The sequence below is a fragment of the Pseudonocardia sp. ICBG601 genome (assembly GCF_020496245.1).
The window spans coordinates 783,386-807,635 of record NZ_JAHLJA010000150.1 but is presented as its reverse complement, the minus strand read 5'-3'; the positions used below and the strand labels follow the sequence as shown (position 1 = coordinate 807,635).

Below are 24,250 nucleotides of genomic sequence, written 5' to 3'. Positions count from 1 at the left end.
TGACCGACGCACGAATCCGAGATCCGAGCAGGAGAGCGCGCACGTGGCGACCACGAACGACCTGAAGAACGGCCTGGTCCTGAACATCGAGGGCCAGCTGTGGACCGTGACGGCGTTCCAGCACGTCAAGCCCGGCAAGGGCGGTGCGTTCGTTCGCACCACGCTGAAGAACGTGATGTCCGGGAAGGTCGTGGACCGGACCTTCAACGCGGGCACCAAGGTCGACACCGCGACGGTGGACCGCCGCGACATGACCTACCTGTACCGCGAGGGCACCGACTTCGTCTTCATGGACGGCGACACCTTCGACCAGATCCCGATCCCGGAGAAGGCCGTCGGCGACGCCGCGCGCTACCTGCTGGAGAACGCCTCCGCCCAGGTGTCGCTGCACGAGGGGGAGCCGCTGTTCATCGAGCTCCCGACCTCGGTCGAGCTGGTCATCTCCCACACCGACCCGGGCCTGCAGGGTGACCGCTCCACCGGCGGCACCAAGCCCGCGACCCTGGAGACCGGCGCCGAGATCCAGGTGCCGCTGTTCCTGGAGAGCGGCACCAAGGTCAAGGTCGACACCCGGGACGGCCGTTACCTCGGCCGCGTGAGCTGAGGTGCGCGCACGCACCAAGGCCCGTAAACGGGCACTGGACATCCTCTTCGAGGCCGAGGCACGCGGTGAGGACGCTCTGTCCGTGCTCACCGCGCGCCGCGAGACCGACGACGCGCCGCCCGTGCAGGACTACGCGGCGCGGCTCGTCGAGGGCGTCGCCACCCACCGGGACCGGATCGACCAGCTGATCGCCGAGCACGCCGAGGGCTGGGACGTCGACCGGATGCCCGCGGTCGACCGCGGCCTGCTGCGGCTCGGGATCTACGAGCTGCTGTGGGTCGACGACGTCGACGACCCGGTCGCGATCACCGAGGCCGTCGAGCTGGCCCGGACGCTGTCGACCGACGACTCCCCGCGCTACGTCAACGGAGTGCTCGGGCAGATCTCCGACATCGCCGAGCACCTGCGCGCGACCCTCTGACCAGGGCCTGAACGCACGAAGGGCGATGGCCGGGGGACTGTGCAGACCCCGGCCACCGCCCGACCGGTCGCGTCACCCTTCCCCTGGGACGCGGCCGGTGGAACAGATCATCCCACGTGCTGCCCGGGACGCGCCTCGGGCGGGAGCACTCCCCAGTCGATGAGCTGGTCGGTCAGCTCGCCGGGGGACATGTCGTAGATGATCGCGAGCGAACGCAGGTCCTCGGCGCGGATCGAGAGCACCTTGCCGTTGTAGTCGCCGCGCTGGCTCTGGATGGCCGCGGCGTAGCGGGCCAGCGGCCCGACCTTGTCCGCGGGGAGCTGCTGCAGCCGCTCCAGGTTGATCACGATCTTCGTCGCGGGCTCGCTGCCGGAGGGGATGCGGCCCTCGGGGAGCAGCTCGGCCACCGGGACGCCGTAGAAGTCGGCCAGCTCGGCCAGCTTCTGCACGGTGACCGCACGGTCCCCGCGCTCGTAGGAGCCCACGACGACCGCCTTCCAGCGTCCGCCCGACTTCTGCTCGACGCCGTGCAGGGAGAGCCCCTGTTGCTGCCTGATCGCCCGGAGCTTGCCCCCGAGCGCCTTGGCGTAGTCGCCCATCGATCTCCTCGTTCCTGACGGTCCGTACCGGTGTGGCCGGACCGGCCGGTCACCGGCGGTGCACCGGTCCGTTGTCGCGCCTGCCGCGTCGTCGCCCCTGTGGGTGGTCCCGTTCGGGGCGGCAGCTCCGGCGGGGGCCGGCGTCCCGACCGTCCCGCGCGTTGCGGCGCTGCTGCACGCGTGCTGATTGATACGGAGAGTAATCCTCCGGGTCCGGTCCGGCACCGTCAAGTTCGACCCCCTGCTCGGGGGGTTGACGAGCGGTTTCCCACACGAACGGGGCAGTCCACGTCCCTCGTCAGCGGTAGCGCAGGGTGTGGGTCCGCGATCCCACCACCCGCCCCTGTGGGTGCGCATGGGCAGAATCGGGTATCGCAAGGTGTCGCACCGGTCCGCAGTCGACCATCGCGCATCGTGACGGGAACGTGACCTCGAACGAGTGACGCGGCTGTGGCGCGGCTCGCGGTGTGACGCGCTGCGGCGGGCCCGCGCGGACACCCGCCGGGTTGCTAGGTTGGCGCACAGCTCTTGCACGACCGTCCTTTAAGACCCGTCCGGTGAGGCGGGGAAGGAGACCACCTCGTGGCGCAGAACCGCCGCGGGGACGCCGACGCGCAGCAGCCCGCACGGGAACTGCTGTCCGCCGCCGACGTCACCCGCACCGTCGCGCGCATCGCGCACCAGATCATCGAGAAGACCGCCTTCAGCGCCGAGAACCCCGACGGGCTCGTGCTCCTGGGCGTCCCCACCCGCGGCGTGCACCTGGCCCACCGGCTCGCCGCCGCGATCACCGACTTCGCCGGGGCCGCACCGGCCGTCGGCTCGGTCGACGCCACCCTCTACCGCGACGACCTGCGCCGCGGCCCGGCCCGCGCGCTGGAGTCCACCGCGGTGCCCGAGGGCGGGGTCGACGACCGGCTCGTCGTGCTCGTCGACGACGTCCTCATGTCCGGGCGCACCACCCGCGCCGCGCTCGACGCCCTGCGCGACGAGGGCCGCCCGCGCGCGGTGCAGCTCGCCGTGCTGATCGACCGCGGCCACCGGGAGCTCCCGATCCGCGCCGACTACGTCGGCAAGAACGTCCCGACGTCGCGCTCGGAGCAGATCCTGGTCTCGCTGACCGAGATCGACGGCAGCGACGGCGTCTGGATCACCCAGGGAGAGGGGGACAGGTGAGACACCTGCTCTCGGTCGCCGACCTCGACGCCGCCGAGGCCACCGCGCTGCTCGACACCTCCGACCGGCTGCGCGAGGCGCTGCTCGGCCGCGAGGTGCGCAAGCTGCCGACGCTGCGCGGCCGCACGGTCATCACGATGTTCTACGAGAACTCCACCCGCACCCGGGTGTCGTTCGAGATCGCCGGCAAGTGGATGAGCGCCGACACCGTGAACGTGTCCGCCTCCGGCTCATCGGTCTCCAAGGGGGAGTCGCTGCGCGACACCGCGCTGACCCTGTCCTCGATGGGCGCGGACTGCGTGGTCGTGCGCCACCCCGCCTCGGGGTCGGCGCACCGGCTCGCGCACTGGGTGGACGCCGACCGCGAGGTCACCGGCACCCCCACCGCGATCGTCAACGCCGGCGACGGCACCCACGAGCACCCCACCCAGGCGCTGCTCGACGCCGCGACCCTGCGCGACCGGCTCGGCGGCATCGCCGGGCGCCGGATCGGGATCGTCGGCGACGTCCTGCACTCCCGGGTCGCCCGGTCCAACGTGCTGCTGCTCGCGACCCTCGGCGCCGAGGTCGTGCTCGTCGCGCCGCCGACGCTGCTGCCCACCGGCGTCGAGTCCTGGCCGTGCCGGGTGTCCCACGAGCTGGACGCCGAGCTGCCCGCGCTCGACGCGGTCATGATGCTGCGCGTGCAGTCCGAGCGGATGCACGGCGGCTTCTTCCCCTCCGCGCGCGAGTACGCGGTGCGCTTCGGGCTGTCCGAGGACCGCGCGAGGCTCCTGCCCGACCACGCGGTCGTCCTGCACCCCGGCCCGATGATCCGCGGCATGGAGATCGCCCCCGCGGTCGCCGACGCCCCCAACGCCGCCGTCCTGGCCCAGGTCCGCAACGGCGTGCACGTGCGGATGGCCGTCCTCTACCACCTTCTCGCCGGAGCTCCCGAATGACCGACCTGCTGATCCGCAACACCCGGCCCTACGGCGGGGACCCGGTCGACGTGCTCGTCGCCGACGGCGTCGTCGCCACCATCGGCACCGGCCTGACCGCGCCCGAGGGCGCCGAGACCCTCGACGCCGACGGCGCCGTGCTGCTGCCCGGCTTCGTCGACCTGCACGTGCACCTGCGCGAGCCCGGCGGCGAGGAGTCCGAGACCATCGAGACCGGCAGCCGGGCTGCGGCGCTCGGCGGGTTCACCGCCGTGTTCGCGATGCCGAACACCACCCCGGTCGCCGACTCCGACGTCGTCGTCGAGCACGTGCGCCGGCGCGGCGAGGAGATCGGGCTGGTCGACGTGCACCCGGTCGGTGCGGTCACCGTCGGCCTCGGCGGCGAGAAGCTCGCCGAGCTCGGCACGATGGCCGCCTCCCGCGCCGCGGTGCGGATGTTCTCCGACGACGGCCGCTGCGTGAACGACCCGCTGATCATGCGCCGCGCGCTGGAGTACGCCTCCGCGCTCGACGTCGTCATCGCCCAGCACGCCGAGGACCACCGCCTCACCGGCGGCGCCCAGGCGCACGAGGGCGCCGTCGCCGCGCGCCTCGGGCTCGCCGGGTGGCCCGCCACCGCGGAGGAGACGATCGTCGCCCGCGACTGCGCGCTGGCCCGCGAGGCCGGCGCGCGGCTGCACGTCTGCCACATCTCCACCGCCCGCACGATCGACGTGCTGCGCGCCGCCAAGGCCCAGGGCGTGCGGGTGTCGGCCGAGGTCACCCCGCACCACCTGCTGCTCACCGACTCCCGGCTGACCGGCTACGACCCGGTGAACAAGGTCAACCCGCCGCTGCGCACCGCCGACGACACCCGCGCGATGCGCGAGGCGCTGGCCGAGGGCGTGATCGACGTCGTCGCGACCGACCACGCCCCGCACGCCGCGCAGTACAAGGACACCGAGTGGCAGGCCGCGAAGCCGGGCATGCTGGGCCTGCAGACCGCCCTGTCGGTGCTGGTCGAGACGATGGTGGAGCCGGGCCTGCTGGACTGGCACGGCGTCGCGCGGGTGCTGTCGGAGCGCCCCGCGGAGATCGGGAACCTGCCCGACCAGGGCCGTCCGATCGCGGAGGGGGAGCCGGCGACGTTCGCGCTGGTCGCCCCGGACGGGGTCTGGACGGTCCGCGGTGCGGAGCTGGCGAGCAAGGCGGCGAACACGCCGTACGAGGGAATGCGACTGCCCGGAACGGTGGTCGCGACGGTGCTGCGGGGACGCATCACCGCGCAGGACGGGAAGGTTGTGCAGTGACCGCGCTACTGGTGCTCGAGGACGGGCGGATCTTCCGCGGACAGGCGTACGGCGCCACCGGGGAGACGCTCGGTGAGGCCGTGTTCACCACCGGCATGACCGGCTACCAGGAGACCCTGACCGACCCGTCGTACCACCGGCAGATCGTGCTGCAGACCGCACCGCAGATCGGCAACACGGGCTGGAACGACGAGGACGACGAGTCGCGGGCGATCCAGGTCGCCGGCTACGTCGTGCGCGACCCCGCCCGGCGGGCGTCGAACTGGCGGGCCACCGGCTCGCTGGAGGACGCGCTGCGGGCCCAGGGGGTCGTCGGGATCGCCGGGATCGACACCCGCGCCGCGGTGCGCCACCTGCGCGAGCAGGGCGCCATGCGCGCCGGGATCTTCTCCGGCCCCGCCCTCGCCGCCGACGACGAGCTGGTCGAGCGGGTCAAGCAGTCCCCGCAGATGGAGGGCGCCGACCTCTACGGCGCTGTCACCACCGCCGAGACCTACGTGGTGCCCGCGGTGGGGGAGCGGCGCTTCGTCGTCGCCGCCCTGGACGTCGGCATCAAGTTCAACACCCCGCGGATGATGGCCGCCCGCGGCATCGAGGTGCACGTCCTGCCCGCGTCGAGCACCATCGAGACCGTCGAGTCGCTGCGCCCGGACGGCTTCTTCCTGGCCAACGGCCCGGGTGACCCGGCCACCGCCGACGGCCCGGTCGCGCTCGCCCGGCAGGTCCTGGAGCGGCGCATCCCGCTGTTCGGGATCTGCTTCGGCAACCAGATCCTCGGCCGCGCGCTCGGCCGGTCCACCTACAAGCTGCGCTACGGCCACCGGGGCATCAACATCCCGGTCGTCGAGCACGCCACCGGGCGGATCGCGATCACCTCGCAGAACCACGGCTTCGCGGTGTCCGGCGAGGCGGGCGAGGAGTTCGACACCCCCTACGGCCGCGCGCAGATCACCCACACCTGCCCCAACGACGGCTGCGTCGAGGGCATGGCCGGGCTCGACTTCCCGGCATTCTCCGTGCAGTACCACCCGGAGGCCGCCGCGGGCCCGCACGACGCGTCGGACCTGTTCGACCGCTTCGTGGCGCTCATGACCGAGTACCCGGTCGGCTACGCCGGTGTCGCCGGGCAGCGGCCCGAGGGCACCGCGCCCGCGCCGTACCCGCGGCCCGAGGACGAGGCCCGTTCCGAGGCCCCCGAGCCCGGGTCCGAGGCCCGGCCCGGGTCCGGGACCGGGGCGGCGCCCGCGCCGGCGATGACCGCCCAGCCCGACCCGGCCACGCCGCCGTCGGCGACCGCGGCCCCGTCGGTCGACCTGCGGCCCACCCCGCCCGCGCCCTCGCCGACACCGGCCCCGGCCCCGGCCGCGGGCGGGTTCGAGCCGGGCAGCCCGGAGGGCCCGCACACCGGGGCCGACGCCGGACCGGACGCCGCCGACGAGCACACCACCCGGCTGCCCGTCACCCCGCCGGCCGGGACCCCGGCCACCGGCCGCGACGAGATCGAGCCGCCCACCAGCCGGATGCCCGCCGTGGGCCGCCCCGGCACCCCGGACCCGCTGACGGCGCCGTTCTCCGACATCGAGGACGCGCTGCGCCGCGACGGCGGTACGCCCGCCCACCCGGGCGCCACCGCCGACCCGGACGCCGAGGGCACCCCGGCGGAGCCGGCACCGGGCGGCGACCCGGTGTCCGGCCGCGCCCGGCCCGTCGACGACCGCCCGTGGCCGCCACCGCCCACCGGATCCCCATCCACCCCGCAGCACCCGGACCGGCACGACCAGGCCCGGCAGGAGGACCACTGATGCCCCGCCGCGACGACATCGACCACGTCATGGTGATCGGCTCCGGGCCGATCGTCATCGGTCAGGCCTGCGAGTTCGACTACTCCGGCACCCAGGCGTGCCGGGTGCTGCAGGCCGAGGGCATCCGGGTCTCGCTGGTCAACTCCAACCCGGCGACGATCATGACCGACCCGGAGTTCGCCGACGCCACCTACGTCGAGCCGATCACCCCGGAGTTCGTCGAGAAGGTCATCATCGCCGAGCGCGACAACGGCACCCCGGTCACCGCGATGCTCGCGACCCTGGGCGGGCAGACCGCGCTCAACACCGCGATCGCGCTGCACGAGAACGGTGCCCTGGAGCGCCACGGCGTCGAGCTGATCGGCGCCGACGTCGACGCCATCGAGCGCGGCGAGGACCGGCTCAAGTTCAAGGACATCGTGATCGGGGTCGGCGGTGACGTCCCCCGCTCCCGGGTCTGCCACTCCATGGAGGAGGTCCGCTCCGCCGCCGACGAGCTGGGCCTGCCCGTGGTCATCCGGCCGTCGTTCACCATGGGTGGGCTCGGCTCGGGCATGGCGCACTCGGCGCAGGACCTGGAGCGCCTCGCCGGCGCCGGGCTCGCCGCCTCCCCGGTCACCGAGGTCCTCATCGAGGAGTCGGTGCTCGGCTGGAAGGAGTACGAGCTGGAGCTCATGCGCGACCACCACGACAACGTGGTCGTCATCTGCTCCATCGAGAACATCGACCCGATGGGCGTGCACACCGGTGACTCGATCACCGTCGCCCCGGCGATGACCCTGACCGACCGCGAGTACCAGCACATGCGCGACGTCGGCATCGCCGTGCTGCGCGCGGTCGGTGTCGACACCGGCGGCTGCAACATCCAGTTCGCGATCCACCCCGAGACCGGGCGCCTGGTCGTGATCGAGATGAACCCGCGCGTCTCGCGGTCCTCCGCGCTGGCGTCGAAGGCCACCGGCTTCCCGATCGCCAAGATCGCCGCGAAGCTGGCCGTCGGCTACACCCTCGACGAGATCCGCAACGACATCACCGGCGAGACCATCGCCGCGTTCGAGCCGTCGCTGGACTACGTCGCGGTCAAGATCCCGCGGTTCGCGTTCGAGAAGTTCCCGGGCGCCGACCCCGAGCTGACGACGACCATGAAGTCCGTCGGCGAGGCGATGGCGCTGGGCCGTTCGTTCCCGGAGGCGCTGGGCAAGGCGCTGCGCTCGATGGAGCGGGCCCGGGCCGGCTTCTGGACCGCCCCGGACCCCGAGGGCGAGCCGGAGTACACCGTCCCGGTCGACGGCCGCATCTACGAGGTCGAGCGCGCGCTGCGCTGCGGCCAGTCGGTCGACGACGTCGCCAAGACCTCCGGCATCGACCCCTGGTTCGTCGACCAGATCGCGCTGCTGGGGGAGATCCGCGCCGAGCTCGAGGCCGCGCCCGTCCTCGACGCCGACCTGCTGCGCCGGGCCAAGCGCTACGGCCTGTCCGACCGTCAGCTCGCCGCGGTGCGCCCCGAGTTCGCCGGCGAGGACGGCGTGCGCACCCTGCGCCACCGCCTCGGCATCCGGCCGGTCTACAAGACCGTCGACACCTGCGCCGCCGAGTTCGCGGCGAGGACGCCGTACCACTACTCGGCCTACGAGACCGACCCCTCGGCCGAGTCGGAGATCGCCCCGCAGACCGAGAAGCCGAAGGTCCTGATCCTCGGCTCCGGCCCGAACCGCATCGGGCAGGGCATCGAGTTCGACTACTCCTGCGTGCACGCGGTCATGGCGCTGCGCGCCGCCGGGTTCGAGACCGTCATGGTCAACTGCAACCCGGAGACGGTGTCCACCGACTACGACACCGCCGACCGCCTCTACTTCGAGCCGCTGACCTTCGAGGACGTCCTGGAGGTCGTGCACGCCGAGCAGACCTCCGGCACCGTCGCGGGCGTCATCGTGCAGCTCGGCGGGCAGACCCCGCTGGGGCTCGCGCAGCGCCTCACCGACGCCGGGGTGCCCGTCGTCGGGACCTCCGCGGCCGCGATCGACCTGGCCGAGGACCGCGGCGCGTTCGGCGAGGTCCTGCGCAAGGCCGGCCTGCCCGCCCCGGAGTTCGGCATGGCGACCTCCTTCGAGCAGGCCCGGGGGATCGCGACCCGGATCGGCTACCCGGTGCTCGTGCGGCCGTCCTACGTGCTCGGCGGGCGCGGCATGGAGATCGTCTACGACGAGGCGACCCTGGCCGGCTACATCGCCCGCGCCACCACCATCTCCCCGGACCGCCCGGTGCTGGTCGACAAGTTCCTCGACGACGCCATCGAGATCGACGTCGACGCCCTGTGCGACGGCGAGGAGATCTACCTCGGCGGCGTGATGGAGCACATCGAGGAGGCCGGGGTCCACTCCGGGGACTCCTCCTGCACCCTGCCGCCGATCACGCTGGGCTCGTCGGTGCTGGCGAAGGTCCGCGAGGCCACCGCCGCCATCGCGCACGGCGTCGGCGTGCGCGGGCTGCTCAACGTCCAGTACGCCCTGCACGGCGACGTGCTCTACGTGCTGGAGGCCAACCCGCGGGCGTCGCGGACGGTGCCGTTCGTGTCCAAGGCGACGTCGGTGCCGCTGGCCAAGGCCGCCGCCCGGATCATGCTCGGCGCCACCATTGCCGACCTGCGCGGCGAGGGCCTGCTCCCGGCCACCGGCGACGGCGGCGCGTTGCCCGCCGACTCCCCGGTCGCGGTCAAGGAGGCGGTGCTGCCGTTCAACCGGTTCCGCAACACCGCGGGCCAGGGCGTCGACCCGCTGCTCGGCCCGGAGATGAAGTCCACCGGCGAGGTCATGGGCTTCGACTCCGCCTTCGGCCCGGCGTTCGCCAAGTCGCAGGCCGCCGCCTACGGGTCGCTGCCGACCTCGGGCACGGTGTTCGTGTCCATCGCCGACCGCGACAAGCGGGCGATGGTGTTCCCGATCCGCCGCCTGGCCGACATGGGCTTCCAGGTCCTCGCCACCGAGGGCACCGCGGAGATGCTGCGCCGCAACGGGATCGACGTCACCGTGGTGCGCAAGCACAGCGAGGGCTCCGGACCGGAGACCCCGACGATCGTCGACACCATCCTCGCCGGGGACGTCGACCTGATCGTCAACACCCCGGTCGGGAACCCCGGTCCGCGCGTCGACGGCTACGAGATCCGCGCCGCCGCGGTGTCGCGCGGGGTGCCGTGCATCACCACGGTGCAGGGGACCGCGGCCGCGGTGCAGGGCATCGAGGCGCTCGCCTCGGGCGGGCTCGGCGTGCGGTCGCTGCAGCAGGCGCACGCGGCGCTGAAGGCGAAGGCGTGAGCTTCGCCGCCCGGCTCGACGGGGCCGTCGCCGCCCACGGGCCGCTGTGCGTCGGGATCGACCCGCACCCGGCGCTGCTGGCGGCCTGGGACCTCACCGACGACGCCGACGGCCTCGCCGCGTTCGCCGACCGCTGCCACGCGGCGTTCGCCGGGGCGGTATCGGTGGTGAAGCCGCAGGCGGCGTTCTTCGAGCGGCACGGCTCGGCGGGCGTCGCGGTGCTGGAGCGGCTGCTCGCCGGGTTCGCGGGCTCGGGCACGCTGACCCTGCTCGACGCCAAGCGCGGCGACATCGGCTCCACCATGGACGGCTACGCCGACGCCTACCTGCGCGTCGGCGCGCCGCTCGGGGCGGACGCGCTCACGCTGTCGCCCTACCTGGGGTTCGGGTCGCTGGAGCCGGCGCTGACCGCCGCCGACGAGGCCGGGCGCGGGGTGTTCGTGCTGGCCCGCACGTCCAACCCGGACGGTGCCGCGGTGCAGTGCGCCACGACGGCGGACGGGGTGAGCGTCGCCCAGCGGATGGTCGACGACGCCGCCGCCCGCAACGCCGGTGCGCGGCCCCGCGGCGCGGTGGGGGTCGTCGTCGGCGGCACCCACGAGCACGGCCTGGACCTGACCGCGCTGAACGGCCCGGTGCTGGTGCCCGGGCTCGGTGCCCAGGGCGCGAGCCCGGCCGACGTGGTGTCGCGGTTCGCGGGCACCGCGGGCCCGGTCCTGCCGGTGTCGGCGCGCGGTGTGCTGGCGGCCGGCCCCGACGCCGTCGCCCTGCGGGACGCGGCGCACCTGCTCGGGGAGGAGCTGGCCGCCACGGCCGCCGGGTCGCACTGAGCGGCCGCCGGGCCGGGTGATCGTCTCCCGTGAGGGGTCGGTGCCGGATCCGGCACCGGACCCCTCACGCGTCGCGATCATGGAGTCCGGGCGACGCGGGCCCGGTGGCGGCCCGGCTGCGCCGGACGCGCGCCGGGCGGTCCGCTCCACCCGCCGGACGCCCCCGGGCGCACCGGGACGTCGATCGGGCGCGTCCGGCGGCGGGCCGGCTGCCCCGTCCGGCGGGCAGCACTGCGCCGACCCGCCGTACGGGGGAGCCGGATGGCACCCCTGTCGTGGTTCGAACAGGGTGCCGTTGATCACCTCCTGATGGCCGAAACCGGAGGTGGGACCCCCATTGACGCTTCCGTGGAGGTCGTGGGTACGTTCGAATGACGACGCCGGGGACGTCCCCCGGACGGGTCGGTGCGACCCACCACCCGATCGCTGACGCGACACCCCGGCGCGAGCCGGGATCACGGCGGCGAGAACGACGAGAACGACACAGGAAAGTACGGAGGAACCAACCGTGGCCCTTCCCCAGCTGACCGAGGAACAGCGCGCCGCAGCGCTGGAGAAGGCCGCGGCCGCGCGCCGGATTCGGGCCGAGCTGAAGGACCGCCTCAAGCGCGGCGGCACCACCCTCGAGGAGGTGCTGAAGAAGGCCGAGACCGACGAGGTCCTCGGCAAGATGAAGGTCTCGGCGCTGCTCGAGGCCCTGCCGAACGTCGGCAAGGTCCGCGCCCAGCAGATCATGGAGGAGCTGGAGATCGCGACCAGCCGCCGTCTGCGTGGCCTGGGCGACCGTCAGCGCAAGGCGCTGCTCGAGCGCTACCCGAGCTGATCCGGGCGTCCCGTGACCGACACCTCCTCCGTCATGTCCTCCGGCCGGACCGGCCCCGCCCGCGGGCGGCTGCTCGTGCTGGCCGGGCCCTCCGGGGTGGGCAAGAGCAGCGTGGTCGCGGGACTGCGCGAGGCGCTGCCGGAGCTGCTGTTCAGCGTGTCCGCCACGACCCGGCCCGCGCGGCCGGGCGAGGTGGACGGCCGTGACTACCGCTTCGTGTCCCGCGAGGAGTTCGACGCGCTCATCGAGCGCGGCGAGCTCCTCGAGTGGGCCGAGGTGCACGGCGGCCTGCAGCGCTCCGGCACGCCCCGGGTGCCCGTCGAGCAGGCCCTCGACCGGGGCCGTCCGGTCCTGGTCGAGGTCGACCTGCAGGGCGCCCGGTCCGTCAAACGGGTCCTGCCCGAGGCCGTCACCGTCTTCGTCGCGCCGCCGTCGATGGAGGAGCTGGCCCGCCGGCTCACCGACCGCGGCACCGACACCCCCGAGCAGCGCGAGCGCCGGCTGCGGACCGCCATCGAGGAGATGGACGCCCAGGGGGAGTTCGACGAGGTGGTCGTCAACGACGACCTGCAGGCCGTGATCGGCCGGTTGGTAGCATTGGCGGTCGACCGCGGCGCCGTCTGAGCGCCCCAGGTCCCCCTCGTTCTTCAGGAGTCCACCACGTGAGCACGCCCACCGGCACCTCCACCGCCCCCGAGGGCATCACCTACCCGCCGATCGACGACCTGCTCGGCCAGGTCAGCTCGAAGTACGCGCTGGTCATCTACGCGGCCAAGCGCGCCCGGCAGATCAACGACTACTACTCCCAGCTCGGTGAGGGCCTGCTCGAGTACGTCGGCCCGCTCGTTGAGCCGGGCCCGCGCGAGAAGCCGCTGTCGATCGCGATGCGCGAGATCCAGGCGGGGATGCTCGAGCACACCGAGGGCGAGTAAGACCTCTCGATGGCTCCTCCCGAGGTGCTCCTCGGCGTCTCCGGCGGCATCGCCGCCTACAAGAGCGCCGAGGTGCTGCGTCGCCTGACCGAGTCCGGCCATGCGGTGCGGGTGATCCCCACCGAGTCCGCGCTGCGGTTCGTCGGGGCCGCGACGTTCGAGGCCCTGTCCGGCCGGCCCGTCGCCACCGGGGTGTTCCACGACGTCCACGAGGTGCCGCACGTCGCCCTGGGCAAGGGCGCGGACCTCGTCGTCGTCGCCCCGGCGACCGCGGACCTCATGGCCCGCCTCGCGCACGGCCGCTCCGACGACCTGCTGACCGCCGCGCTGCTGACCGCCCGGTGCCCGGTGGTGCTGGCGCCCGCGATGCACACCGAGATGTGGGAGCACCCCGCGACGGTCGACAACGTCGCCCTGCTCCGCGCCCGCGGCACCGTGGTGATCGAGCCCGCCGCGGGCCGGCTGACCGGCGCGGACACCGGCAAGGGCCGGCTGCCCGACCCGGCCGAGATCGTCGACCTGGCCCGGCTGCTGCTGGAGCGCCCGGACGCGCTGCCGCGCGACCTGGAGGGCCGCCACGTGGTCGTCAGCGCCGGCGGGACCCGGGAGAACCTCGACCCGGTCCGGTTCCTCGGCAACCGGTCCTCGGGCCGGCAGGGCTGGGCGCTGGCCCGGGTCGCCGCCCAGCGCGGCGCGCGGGTGACGCTCGTCGCCGGGCACACCGCGGACCTCGGCGCCCCGGCCGGGGTGGACGTGGTCGCCGCGGGGACCGCCGTCGCCATGGAGGCCGCCGTCCGCGGTGCCGCCGCCGACGCGGACGCCGTGGTGATGGCCGCCGCCGTCGCGGACTTCCGCCCGGTCGACACCGCCGCCGACAAGATCAAGCGCGGCGACGCGGAGCCGGCGCCGCTGCGGCTGACCCAGAACCCCGACATCCTCGCCGGGCTCGTGGCCGACCCGCCGCGGCCGGACCAGGTCGTGGTCGGGTTCGCCGCCGAGACCGGCGACGCCGACGGCGACGTGCTCCACCACGGCCGCGCCAAGCTCGCCCGCAAGGGCTGCGACCTGCTGGTGGTGAACGCGGTCGGCGACGGCAAGGCCTTCGAGACCACGGACAACGCCGGCTGGCTGCTCGCCCGCGACGGCGGCGAGGACGAGCTGCCGTTCGGCTCCAAGGCGCTGCTCGCCTCCCGCATCTGGGACGCGGTCACCCCGCGCCTGCGCTGAGCATCCCCGCACACACGACGACGGGCCCGCACCGAAGAGCTCCCGGTGCGGGCCCGTCGTCGTGTGCGACCGGACTCAGTCCTCGTCGAAGAAGGAGCTGCGGGTCGGCGCCGCCTCGTCGGAGGAGGAGTCGGACCCCTCGCCCGACCCCTCACCCGACGTGGACGGCGTGGCCGACGAGGTCGACCGCGGCGAGGACGTGGACGGCGTCGCCGAGGAGGTCGAGCGCGGGCTCGCGGTCGACGGCGTCGCCGACGACGTGGACGGCGACGAGGTCGACGGGGCCGACCGCTCGGTGCTGCTCGGGGTCAGCGAGTCCTCCGAGGACCCGGAGCGCTCGGCGCCGGAGGTCGAGACGTACCGGGTCATCGCCCAGCCGCCGTACTCGGGGAGCTCGACGAACCCGTCCCGGGTCTCCCCGGTCGAGGTGGACTCACCCCGCTCGCACACGCCGACGATCGGCGCGTCGGCCTCGGGCTCGGAGCGGACGTTGACGCTCTGGGTGCAGGTGCCGGTACCGGCGGCCGACGCGGTGCCGGCGATGATCCCGGTGGTGGTGACGCCGGCCACGGCCAGTGCGCCGAGGACGGCTGCGACGCGTCGCGAGTTCGGCTTCATGGTGGAACAACCTCCGTGCCGCCGGGGCCGGGGAGGCCACCGTGCGGATCCGTTCGTGGGCGACCCCGCGGGGCGTGCGAGGTGTTGTCCCGCCCAACGAGCCGACGCCCGTTCGATTCGTGAGCGGAGGGTCAATCACCCCATCCGGCGACACTGGGTAGCGTCATTTCAGCGTGCCGTCACGCTCCGTGTGTGAGTTCCGTCGTGGGTACTCCCGTACGGGCGGCTGGTCTGGACTACTCTGCATGCCGAGGGGCGCTCGCGATCATGGTCGTGCGTCCGAGCGAGCGTGACGGGGTCGTCGCGCCGGAGCGGAGAACGTTTCCAACGGGATGGAGAAACTGCGCGTGTCAACCACGAGCCGTCGCCTGTTCACCAGCGAGTCGGTCACCGAGGGCCACCCCGACAAGATCTGTGACGCGGTCAGCGACACCATCCTCGACGCGATGCTCGCGCAGGACCCGAGCAGCCGGGTGGCCGTCGAGACCCTGGTGACCACCGGCCAGGTGCACGTCGCCGGTGAGGTCACCACCAACGCCTACGTCGAGATCCCGCAGCTGGTCCGGGACAAGATCCTCGAGATCGGCTACGACTCCTCCGCCAAGGGCTTCGACGGCGCCTCCTGCGGCGTCAACGTCGCGATCGGTGCGCAGTCGCCCGACATCGCCCAGGGCGTCGACACCGCCTACGAGAAGCGCGTCGAGTCCGCCGAGGACGAGATCGCCAAGCAGGGCGCCGGCGACCAGGGCCTGATGTTCGGCTACGCCTGCGAGGACACCCCCGAGCTGATGCCGCTGCCGATCGCGCTGGCGCACCGCCTGTCGCGCCGGCTGACCGAGGTCCGCAAGAACGGCACGCTGCCCTACCTGCGCCCGGACGGGAAGACCCAGGTCACCATCGAGTACGACGGCGACAAGCCGGTCCGCCTCGACACCGTGGTCCTGTCCTCGCAGCACGCCGCGGACGTCGACCTCGACGGCATGCTGGCCCCCGACATCCTCAAGCACGTCGTCACCCCCGAGGTGGAGGCGCTGGGCTGGGACCCGTCGCAGCCGCGGCTACTGGTCAACCCGACCGGCCGCTTCGTGCTCGGCGGCCCGATGGGTGACGCGGGCCTCACCGGCCGCAAGATCATCGTCGACACCTACGGCGGCATGGCCCGCCACGGTGGCGGCGCCTTCTCCGGCAAGGACCCGTCGAAGGTCGACCGCTCCGCGGCGTACGCCATGCGGTGGGTCGCCAAGAACGCCGTCGCCGCCGGGCTCGCCGGGCGGATCGAGGTCCAGGTCGCCTACGCGATCGGCAAGGCCGCCCCGGTCGGGCTGTTCGTGGAGACCTTCGGCACGGAGAACGTCGACCCGGCGCGGATCCAGGCCGCCATCGAGGAGGTCTTCGACCTGCGCCCGGCCGCGATCATCCGCGACCTGAAGCTGCTGCGCCCGATCTACGGCCCGACCGCCGCGTACGGCCACTTCGGCCGCACCGACGTCGAGCTGCCGTGGGAGGACACCTCCCGCGCCGACGCCCTGAAGTCGGTCGCCGGCGGCTGAGCGCCGAGCACGTGCCCCGTGGCCGTCGACCACCCCGTGCGGTCGGCGGCCACGGGCGTCTCCGGGGGGCGTCGGTGCCGCGTGGTAGACCCTCGGCGTGAGCTCTCCGCGTACGGCCCCGGCGGCCCGCGCCCGCCGCCCGGGGCGCGACCGGGGGCAGTGGCAGCCCGCTCCGGCCCGTCCGGTCGCGCGGGTGCTGGTCGACGTCGCGCTGCCGCACCTGGACCGGACCTTCGACTACCGCGTCCCGACCCACCTCGACGGCGCCGCCGTCCCCGGCGTGCGGGTGCGGGTGCGCTTCGCCGGCCGGCTGGTCGACGGCTTCCTGCTGGAACGCTCCGACGACACCGCCCACGCCGGGAAGCTCGCCTGGGTCGACAAGGTCGTCTCGCCCGAACCGGTGCTCACCGCCGAGGTGGCCGGGCTGGCCCGGGCCGTCGCCGACCGCTACGCCGGGGTGATGGCCGACGTCCTGCGGCTCGCGGTACCCGCCCGGCACGCCCGCGTCGAGTCCGAGACCCCCCGCGAGCGCGACACGCCCGGCCCGGCCCCGGTGGACCGCGCCGGCTGGGAGGCCTACCCGCGCGGCGGGGCGTTCCTCGACGCGCTGGCGGGCGGGCGCGCCGCACACGCCGTCTGGCAGGCGCTGCCGGGGGAGGAGTGGGCGGCCCGGCTGGCCGAGGCCGCCGTCGCCACCCGGGCTGCGGGCCGCTCGGCGCTGCTCGTCGTGCCCGACCAGCGCGACGTCGCCCGGCTGCACGCGGCCTGTGCGGCGCTGCTCGGCGAGGACGGCGTGGTGGCCCTGACCGCGGAGCTCGGGCCCGCCGAGCGCTACCGGCGCTGGCTGGCGGTGCGGCGGGGGAGCGTGCGGGTCGTCGTCGGCACCCGGTCCGCGGCGTTCGCCCCGCTCGGCGAGCTCGGCCTGCTGGCCGTGTGGGACGACGGCGACGACTCCCACTCCGAGCCCCGCGCCCCCTACCCGCAGGTCCGCGACGTGCTGGTGCTGCGCGCGCACCGCGAGGGCGCCGCGCTGCTGCTCGCGGGGTTCGCCCGGACCGCCGAGGCGCAGGTGCTCGTCGAGACCCGCTGGGCGAGTCCCATCGCGGCCGACCGTGCCGGGGTGCGCGCCCGGATGCCGCGGGTCACCGCGATCGGGGAGACCGACACCCAGCTCGTGCGTGACCCGGCCGCCCGCGCGGCCCGCGTCCCGGGCGTCGCGTTCGAGGCCGCCCGCGCCGCGCTGACCGCCGGGCGCCCGGTGCTGGTGCAGGTGCCGCGGTCGGGATACCTGCCGTTCCTGGCGTGCGCGTCCTGCCGCGACGCCGCCCGCTGCCGGCACTGCGCGGGGCCGCTGGGCCTGCCGCGCTCCGGCGCGGGGTCGGAGGGTGCGCTACCCGCCTGCCGCTGGTGCGGCCGCGCCGAGCCGGCGTTCCGCTGCGGGCACTGCGGGTCGCGACGGCTGCGGGCCGGGGTGGTCGGCGCCGGTCGCACCGCCGAGGAGCTCGGCCGCGCGTTCCCCGGCGTCACCGTGCGGACCTCCGGCGGGGGCGCCGAGGTCCTCGACACCGTCCCGGCCGGGCCCGCGCTGGTCGTCGCCACCCCGGGGGCGGAGCCGGTCGTCGACGGCGGCGGCGGGGCCGGCTACGGCGCCGCGCTGCTGCTCGACGGCTGGGCGATGCTCGCCCGGCCCGACCTGCGCGTCGCCGAGGAGACGCTGCGCCGCTGGTTCGCCGCGGCCGCCGGGGTCGTGCCGCACACCGACGGCGGACGGGTCGTCGTCGTCGCCGAGGCGTCGGTGCCGACGGTGCAGGCGCTGGTGCGGTGGGACCCGGCCGGGCACGCCGAGGCCGAGCTCGCCGAACGCGCCGAGGTGGGGTTCCCGCCCGCGATCCGGATGGCCTCGGTGGAGGGGCCGCCCGCCGCCGTCGCCGAGATCTGCGACGCGGTGCTCGGCACCGGGCGCGTCGACCCGTCCCCGCCCGAGGGGGTGGAGCTGCTCGGACCGGTCGAGATCGACCCGCCGGACCGGCCCGGGGCCGGTCACGGTGCCGCCGAGGAGGTCCGCGAGCGCGCGCTGCTGCGGGTCCCGCGCCGCGCCGGGCGGGACCTGGCCCGCGCCCTGCACGACGCGCAGGCCCTGCGCACCGCCCGCAAGGCCCCCGAGACCGTCCGGGTCCGGCTCGACCCCGACGAGATCGACTGAGCGGTGCGCCGCGTCACCGCCGTGACACCCGACGGGACCGGCGGTGCCGCAGTGGCACAATGGAGCGCTGATCACCGCACTCGTCCGCCGTGAGGGGAAGCCCGTGCCCATCCAGCCCGTCCGGCTGTTCGGCGACCCGGTCCTGCGCACCCGCGCCACCGAGGTCACCGACTTCGACGCGGAGCTGCGCAAGCTCGTCAGCGACCTGACCGACACCATGCACGACGAGGGCGGCGCCGGCCTGGCCGCGCCGCAGATCGGCGTCGGCAAGCGGGTGTTCGTCTACGACTGCGACGGTTTCTCCGGGCACCTGGTCAACCCGACCTGGGAGGCCGTCGGCGAGGACGAGCAGTTCGGCATGGAGGGCTGCCTGTCCATCCCCGGGCTCGGCTGGGACTGCCGGCGCAAGCTGCACGTCGTCGCGCGGGGCTGGGACATGCACGGCGAGCCGCAGGTGGTCGAGGGCTCCGAGCTGCTGGCGCGGGCCATCCAGCACGAGACCGACCACCTCGACGGCGTGCTGTTCGTCGACCGGCTCGACGCCGAGACCCGCAAGCTCGCGATGCGCGAGATCCGGGAGGCCGCCTGGTTCGGCGAGCCCGAGCCGGTGGTCAAGGCGAGCCCGCACCCCATGTTCGGCAAGGCTCGATGAGGCTGCTGTTCGCCGGCACCCCCGACCCGGCGGTGCCGTCGCTGCGGGCGCTGCTGGAGCACCCCGGCCACGAGGTCGTCGCGGTGCTGACCCGCCCGGACGCCCCCGCCGGGCGCGGCCGCAGGCTCACCCGCTCCCCGGTCGGCGAGCTCGCCGACGCTGCGGGGATCCCGGTGCTGACCCCCGCGAAGCCGTCGGACCCGGAGTTCCTCGACACGCTGCGCGCGCTCGCCCCGGACTGCGCACCGGTCGTCGCCTACGGGGCGCTGCTGCCCCGCCCGGTGCTGGACGTGCCCGTCCACGGCTGGGTCAACCTGCACTTCTCGCTGCTGCCCGCCTGGCGGGGCGCGGCGCCGGTGCAGTCCGCGATCCGGCACGGCGACGACGTCACCGGTGCCACCACGTTCCGGCTCGAGGAGGGCATGGACACCGGGCCCACCTACGGCCTGGTCACCGAGACCGTCGGCGCGACCGACACCGCGGGCGACCTGCTGGGCAGGCTCGCCGAGTCCGGTGCCCGGCTGCTCGCCGCGACCCTGGACGGCATCGCCGACGGCACGCTGGCCGCCGTCCCGCAGCCCGCCGAGGGGGCCTCGCTCGCGCCGAAGGTCACGACCGCCGACGCCCGCGCCGACTTCACCACCCCGGCCGCCGCGCTGGACCGGCTGATCCGCTCGGTCACCCCCGAGCCCGGCGCGTGGTGCGGGTTCCGCGACGACCGCCTCGGCCTCGGCCCGGTCCGCCCGCTGCGCACCGGCGAGGTCGAGCTCGCGCCGGGGGAGCTGCGGGTCGAGCGCCGCCGGGTGCTGGCCGGGACCGCGACCGTCCCGGTCGAGCTGGGCGAGGTGAAGCCGAAGGGCAAGCGGTTCATGCCCGCGCCGGACTGGGCCCGCGGCGCCCGGATCGACGGCGTCGAGTACCTGGGCTGACCGCCGCCACCCGCCCCGGTCCGGCGCACCGACCTCCCGACACCACACCGACTTCCGACATCCCGGACCTTCCGACATCCCGGACGACGGCCGGCCCCCGGCCACGGCGGACCACCGCCGAGGAGACCACGTGAGCGAGCAGGACCCCCGCCCCGACCGCGACCGGCCCGACCGGTCCGACCGCCCCGAGCGGCCCACCGGCGACGACCGGCACCGCGGTGGCGACAGGCCGGGCGGTGACCGGTCGGGCGGTGACCGGGCCCGCGGGGACCGGTCGCGCGACGACCGCGGCCCGCGCACCGGGTCCGGCTGGGGCGGCGGCCCGGGGTCCGGCGACCGGCGCGGCGGCTCCGGCTCCGGTGGCTCGGGCGGCTCCGGGGAGCGCCGTGGCGGTGGGTGGCGCGACTCCGACCGGCCCAGCCACTCCCGCTCCGGCGGCGACGTGGCCCGCCCGCGCGACGGCGGGGACCGGTCGCGCGACGACCGTCCCCGCGGCGACCGCCCGTTCCGGGGCCGCGACGACCGGCCGCGGGGCGACGACCGCGCCCGCGGCGGGGACCGCTCCCGGGACGACCGCCCGCGCGGCGGCGACCGGGGACGCGACGACCGTCCCCGTGGGGACCGGCCGTACCGGGACCGTGACGACCGCTCCCGTGACGACCGCCCGCGCGGCGACCGCCCCGGCGGCGACCGTGCCCGTGGCGACCGGCCCCGCCCCGACCGCCGTGACGACCGCCCGCGCGACGACCGCCCCCGCGGTGACCGCCCCGCCGGCGACCGTCCGCGGTACGACCGTGACGACCGCCCGCGTGACGACCGGCCCCGGGGCGACCGACCCCAGGGCGACCGACCCCAGGGCGACCGACCCCAGGGCGACCGCGCCCGCGGCGACCGTCCCCGCAGCGACCGTCCCGGCGGTGACCGCCCGCAGGGCGACCGTCCCCGCCCCGACCGCGGCGACGACCGCCGTGGCGGCCGCGACGACCGTGGGGACCGGGGCGGCGACCGCGGCCCCCGCCGCGAGCGCACCTCCGGCCCCCGCAACTCCGGCCCGCCCCGCGGCCGCAGCGGCCCCGGCAGGCCCCCGGCCGTCGACCCCGCCCGGCAGGCGGCCTACGAGCTGCTGACCGCCGTCCGCGAGCGCGACGCCTACGCCAACCTCGCGCTGCCCGGCATCCTGCGCCGCCACCGGCTGCGCGACCGCGACGCCGGCCTGGCCACCGAGCTCGGCTACGGCACCCTGCGCGCCCAGGGCCTGCTCGACACGATCATCGACGCCTGCACCGACCGCCCGCTGGCCAAGATCGAGCACGCGCTGCTCGACGCGCTGCGCCTGGGCGCCTACCAGCTGCTGCGCACCCGGGTGCCCGACCACGCGGCCGTGACCACCTGCGTCGAGCTGGTCCGGTCCGATCATGGTTCGCAGTCGGCCGGGTTCGTCAACGCGGTGCTGCGCCGCATCGGCGAGCACACCGAGGCCGAGTGGCTCGACCGCCTCGCCCCCGACCCCGCCGAGGACCCGGTCGGCGACGCCGCGCTGCGCCACGCCCACCCGCGCTGGATCGCGCAGGCCTTCGCCGACGCGCTCGGCGGCACCGGCGAGGAGCTGACCGCCGCCCTCGCCGCCGACGACACCCGGCCCCGCGTGCACCTGCTCGCCCGGCCCGGTGAGATCACCGCCGAGGAGCTGGCCCTGGCCACCGGCGGCGAGCAGGCGCCGTACTCGCCCTACGGGGTGCACCTGGAACCGGGCAGCGGCGACGTCGGCGAGCTCGACGCCGTCGCCGAGGGGCTCGCGATCGTCCAGGACGAGGGCAGCCAGCTCGTCGCTGTCGCGCTCGCCCGCGCCGAGCTGCTGGGCGAGGACACCGGCCGCTGGCTCGACCTGTGCGCCGGGCCGGGCGGCAAGGCGTCGCTGCTGGGTGGGCTCGTCGCCGCCCGGGGCGGGACGCTCGACGCGGTCGAGTCCAGCGAGCACCGCGCCGACCTCGTGCGCCGGTCCGTCGCGGAGTTGCCGGTCACCGTGCACGTCGCCGACGGCCGGGAGGCCCCGCTGCCCGACGGCGGCTACGACCGGGTGCTCGTCGACGCGCCCTGCACCGGGCTGGGCGCGCTGCGCCGCCGCCCCGAGGCCCGCTGGCGGCGCCGCCCCGAGGACATCGCGACGCTGACCCGGCTGCAGCGCGAGCTGCTCGTCGCCGCGCTGCGTCACGTCCGCCCCGGCGGCGTCGTCGCCTACGTCACCTGCTCGCCGCACGTGTCGGAGACCGTCGGCGTCGTCGGCCGGATCGTCGGCCGCGAGGGACGCCCCGGTCCGGCCGGTGCCGTCGAACAGCTCGACGCGCGCGCCTCGCTGCCCGGCGAGGTCCCCGGCCTCGGGGACGGGCCGACCGTCCAGCTGTGGCCGCACGTGCACGGCACCGATGCGATGTTCCTGGCGCTGCTGCGCCGCCCGCTCGAGGAGTGACCGCGGTGTGACGGCGGCCTCGCCCACGGGTGCGGGGCCGCCGGCGAGCGGCCAGTAACCTCCTCCGCGTGCACCCGATGATCGCGCCCAGCATCCTCTCGGCCGACTTCGCCCGACTCGGCGAGGAGGCCGCCGCCGTGGGCGGCGACGGGACCGGGAACGGCGCGGACTGGCTGCACGTCGACGTCATGGACGCGCACTTCGTGCCGAACCTGACGCTCGGCCTGCCGGTGGTGCAGAGCCTGCGCGCCGCCACCGACATCCCGCTCGACTGCCACCTGATGATCGAGGACCCGGACCGCTGGGCCCCGGGCTACGCCGAGGCGGGCGCCCGCAACGTCACCGTGCACGCCGAGGCCGCCCACGACCCGGTGATGCTCGCGAAGAACCTGCGCGCCGCCGGGTCCCTCGCCGGGCTGTCGATCAAGCCCGGCACCCCGCTCGACCCGTGGGTCGAGGTGCTCCGCCACTACGACACGCTGCTCGTGATGAGCGTCGAGCCCGGCTTCGGCGGGCAGAGCTTCATCCCCGAGGTCCTCGACAAGGTCCGCACCGTCCGCAACCTGGTCGACACCGGGCACCTCACGGTCCTCGTCGAGATCGACGGCGGCATCAACGCCGACACCATCGACCAGGCGGCCGAGGCCGGCGTCGACTGCTTCGTCGCCGGGTCCGCCGTCTACGGCGCCGACGACCCGGGCCGCGCCGTCGCCGCGCTGCGGGACAGCGTCCGCCGGGCGAACCCGCACCGCTGGGCCGACTGAGCCCGCCGCGGACGACCGAGCGACGGAGCACACCGGAGTGGACCGCCCGACCGGCACCGACGAGCGCACGGCCGCCGCCATGCGCCGCGCCCTCGCCGTGTCCGCGGAGGTCCACGGCACGACCAGCCCCAACCCGGCCGTCGGCTGCGTGGTCCTCGACCGCGACGGCGTCGTCGTCGGCACCGGTGCCACCGCACCGCCCGGCGGTCCGCACGCCGAACGCGCCGCGCTCGCCCAGGCGGGGGACCGCGCCGCGGGCGGGACCGCCGTGGTGACCCTGGAGCCCTGCAACCACACCGGTCGCACCCCGCCGTGCGTGGACGGCCTCCTCGAGGCCGGGATCGCCCGGGTGCACGCCGCCGTCGCCGACCCCAACCCGGTCGCGGCGGGCGGGCTGGACCGGCTCCGTGCCGCCGGTGTGGATGTGACGCTCGGCACGCTCGCCGACGAGGTGGCCCTCGGTCCGCTGCGCGGCTGGCTGCACCGCACGCGCACCGGACGCCCCCACGTGACCTGGAAGGTCGCCACCACGCTCGACGGCCGGGTGGCCGCCGCCGACGGCACCAGCCGCTGGATCACCGGCCCGGCCGCGCGCGGCACGGTGCATGACCTGCGCCGCAGGATGGACGCGATCGTCGCGGGCACGGGTACCGTCCTGACCGACGACCCGGCGCTGACCGCCCGCCGGCCCGACGGCACCCTGTTCGACCACCAGCCCCTGCGGGTGGTGGTGGGACACCGCGACGTCCCGCCCGGCGCCCGGCTGGCCCGGACCGACGAAGCCGGCACCGCCGACGTGCTCCACCTCCGCACCCGCGATCCGGGGGAGGTGCTCGCCGAGCTCAGCCACCGGACCGTGGTGGACGTGCTCCTCGAGGGCGGACCGACCCTCGCCGGTGCGTTCGTCGCCGCAGGGCTCGTCGACCGGGTGCTCGTGCACCTGGCCCCGGCCCTGCTCGGCGCGGGACCGCACGCCCTCGGCGACGCGGGCGTGGTAACGATCGCCGACATCGTGCGGTTGCACGTGGACGAGATCCACCGCGCCGGCGACGACGTGGTCATCGACGCACGACCGGCACCCGGCCCGACCGGGCCGGACGTGCCGCAGTAGG

The 24,250-nt window shown here is 75.3% G+C and carries 20 protein-coding genes and 1 pseudogene; 19 read left to right on the top strand and 2 right to left on the bottom strand.

Features of this window, described 5'->3' with window-relative positions; genetic code table 11:
• The first annotated feature begins 43 nt into the window (after window positions 1-43).
• Together efp and nusB are read left to right on the top strand one after the other, a co-directional pair.
• Entirely contained in the window at window positions 44-604 is a 561-nt protein-coding gene (gene efp, locus KPL57_RS49425; RefSeq protein WP_073574689.1) for an elongation factor P, read from the top strand.
• Between the two features lies 1 nt (window position 605).
• Window positions 606-1,025: a transcription antitermination factor NusB gene (gene nusB, locus KPL57_RS49420; protein WP_100877619.1), complete on the top strand. Its 420-nt coding sequence runs from the start codon at window positions 606-608 to the stop codon at window positions 1,023-1,025.
• Between the two features lie 107 nt (window positions 1,026-1,132).
• Here nusB and KPL57_RS49415 read toward each other — a convergent pair whose 3' ends face one another.
• On the bottom strand, window positions 1,133-1,624 hold the full coding sequence (locus tag KPL57_RS49415) for a transcriptional regulator (RefSeq protein WP_020625790.1): 492 nt from the start codon (window positions 1,622-1,624) through the stop codon (window positions 1,133-1,135).
• Between the two features lie 582 nt (window positions 1,625-2,206).
• On the opposite strand from KPL57_RS49415, the gene pyrR reads away from it, so the two are divergent.
• The 10 genes and pseudogenes from pyrR (at window position 2,207) to coaBC (ending at window position 13,955) form a co-directional block, all read left to right on the top strand.
• A complete protein-coding gene (gene pyrR / locus KPL57_RS49410) occupies window positions 2,207-2,800 on the top strand; it encodes a bifunctional pyr operon transcriptional regulator/uracil phosphoribosyltransferase PyrR (RefSeq protein WP_062395627.1) in 594 nt (197 codons plus the stop codon).
• Window positions 2,797-3,741, top strand: a complete 945-nt coding sequence (locus tag KPL57_RS49405) for an aspartate carbamoyltransferase catalytic subunit (protein ID WP_226357337.1) — start codon at window positions 2,797-2,799, stop codon at window positions 3,739-3,741. The genes pyrR and KPL57_RS49405 overlap by 4 nt, the downstream gene beginning before the upstream one ends.
• Window positions 3,738-5,030, top strand: a complete 1,293-nt coding sequence (locus tag KPL57_RS49400) for a dihydroorotase (RefSeq protein WP_226357336.1) — start codon at window positions 3,738-3,740, stop codon at window positions 5,028-5,030. The genes KPL57_RS49405 and KPL57_RS49400 overlap by 4 nt, the downstream gene beginning before the upstream one ends.
• A pseudogene (gene carA, locus KPL57_RS49395) lies at window positions 5,027-6,121 on the top strand (glutamine-hydrolyzing carbamoyl-phosphate synthase small subunit); the annotation flags it as partial. The gene KPL57_RS49400 and the pseudogene carA, both read left to right, overlap by 4 nt.
• Window positions 6,122-6,831: 710 nt before the next feature.
• Window positions 6,832-10,143 (top strand): carbamoyl-phosphate synthase large subunit, encoded by a 3,312-nt coding sequence (carB, locus tag KPL57_RS49385; RefSeq protein ID WP_226357335.1) that lies wholly within the window; start codon window positions 6,832-6,834, stop codon window positions 10,141-10,143.
• On the top strand, window positions 10,140-10,973 hold the full coding sequence (gene pyrF / locus KPL57_RS49380) for an orotidine-5'-phosphate decarboxylase (protein ID WP_226357334.1): 834 nt from the start codon (window positions 10,140-10,142) through the stop codon (window positions 10,971-10,973). The genes carB and pyrF overlap by 4 nt, the downstream gene beginning before the upstream one ends.
• A gap of 508 nt (window positions 10,974-11,481) precedes the next feature.
• Window positions 11,482-11,796, top strand: a complete 315-nt coding sequence (gene mihF / locus KPL57_RS49375; protein WP_226357333.1) for an integration host factor, actinobacterial type — start codon at window positions 11,482-11,484, stop codon at window positions 11,794-11,796.
• 33 nt (window positions 11,797-11,829) lie between these two features.
• Complete coding sequence (gene gmk / locus KPL57_RS49370) at window positions 11,830-12,420, top strand: guanylate kinase (RefSeq protein ID WP_226357520.1); 591 nt, start codon at window positions 11,830-11,832, stop codon at window positions 12,418-12,420.
• 38 nt (window positions 12,421-12,458) lie between these two features.
• Complete coding sequence (gene rpoZ, locus KPL57_RS49365) at window positions 12,459-12,728, top strand: DNA-directed RNA polymerase subunit omega (protein ID WP_020627644.1); 270 nt, start codon at window positions 12,459-12,461, stop codon at window positions 12,726-12,728.
• Window positions 12,729-12,737: 9 nt separating this feature from the next.
• Entirely contained in the window at window positions 12,738-13,955 is a 1,218-nt protein-coding gene (coaBC, locus tag KPL57_RS49360; RefSeq protein ID WP_226357332.1) for a bifunctional phosphopantothenoylcysteine decarboxylase/phosphopantothenate--cysteine ligase CoaBC, read from the top strand.
• 75 nt (window positions 13,956-14,030) lie between these two features.
• Here the strand turns inward: coaBC and KPL57_RS49355 are convergent, their stop codons facing one another.
• Window positions 14,031-14,573, bottom strand: coding sequence for an SH3 domain-containing protein (locus KPL57_RS49355; RefSeq protein ID WP_226357331.1), 543 nt, complete (start codon window positions 14,571-14,573; stop codon window positions 14,031-14,033).
• 347 nt (window positions 14,574-14,920) lie between these two features.
• Between KPL57_RS49355 and metK the strand changes: the two genes are divergently transcribed.
• The 7 genes from metK to ribD all read left to right on the top strand — a co-directional run bounded on the left by metK (window position 14,921) and on the right by ribD (window position 24,249).
• A complete protein-coding gene (metK, locus tag KPL57_RS49350) occupies window positions 14,921-16,123 on the top strand; it encodes a methionine adenosyltransferase (RefSeq protein ID WP_226357330.1) in 1,203 nt (400 codons plus the stop codon).
• A gap of 97 nt (window positions 16,124-16,220) precedes the next feature.
• Window positions 16,221-18,326, top strand: coding sequence for a primosomal protein N' (locus KPL57_RS49345; RefSeq protein ID WP_226357329.1), 2,106 nt, complete (start codon window positions 16,221-16,223; stop codon window positions 18,324-18,326).
• Between the two features lie 103 nt (window positions 18,327-18,429).
• Window positions 18,430-18,978 carry a peptide deformylase gene (def, locus tag KPL57_RS49340; RefSeq protein ID WP_062403164.1) on the top strand — a complete coding sequence of 183 codons (549 nt, stop codon included), beginning with the start codon at window positions 18,430-18,432 and terminating at the stop codon, window positions 18,976-18,978.
• Complete coding sequence (gene fmt / locus KPL57_RS49335; protein WP_226357328.1) at window positions 18,975-19,907, top strand: methionyl-tRNA formyltransferase; 933 nt, start codon at window positions 18,975-18,977, stop codon at window positions 19,905-19,907. Before def ends, fmt begins: the two co-directional genes overlap by 4 nt.
• Window positions 19,908-21,027: 1,120 nt before the next feature.
• Window positions 21,028-22,374 (top strand): RsmB/NOP family class I SAM-dependent RNA methyltransferase, encoded by a 1,347-nt coding sequence (locus KPL57_RS49330; RefSeq protein ID WP_226357519.1) that lies wholly within the window; start codon window positions 21,028-21,030, stop codon window positions 22,372-22,374.
• A gap of 77 nt (window positions 22,375-22,451) precedes the next feature.
• Entirely contained in the window at window positions 22,452-23,138 is a 687-nt protein-coding gene (gene rpe / locus KPL57_RS49325) for a ribulose-phosphate 3-epimerase (RefSeq protein WP_226357518.1), read from the top strand.
• A 79-nt stretch (window positions 23,139-23,217) separates the two neighbouring features.
• Window positions 23,218-24,249 (top strand): bifunctional diaminohydroxyphosphoribosylaminopyrimidine deaminase/5-amino-6-(5-phosphoribosylamino)uracil reductase RibD, encoded by a 1,032-nt coding sequence (ribD, locus tag KPL57_RS49320; protein WP_226357517.1) that lies wholly within the window; start codon window positions 23,218-23,220, stop codon window positions 24,247-24,249.
• The last annotated feature ends 1 nt before the right edge of the window (window position 24,250 follow it).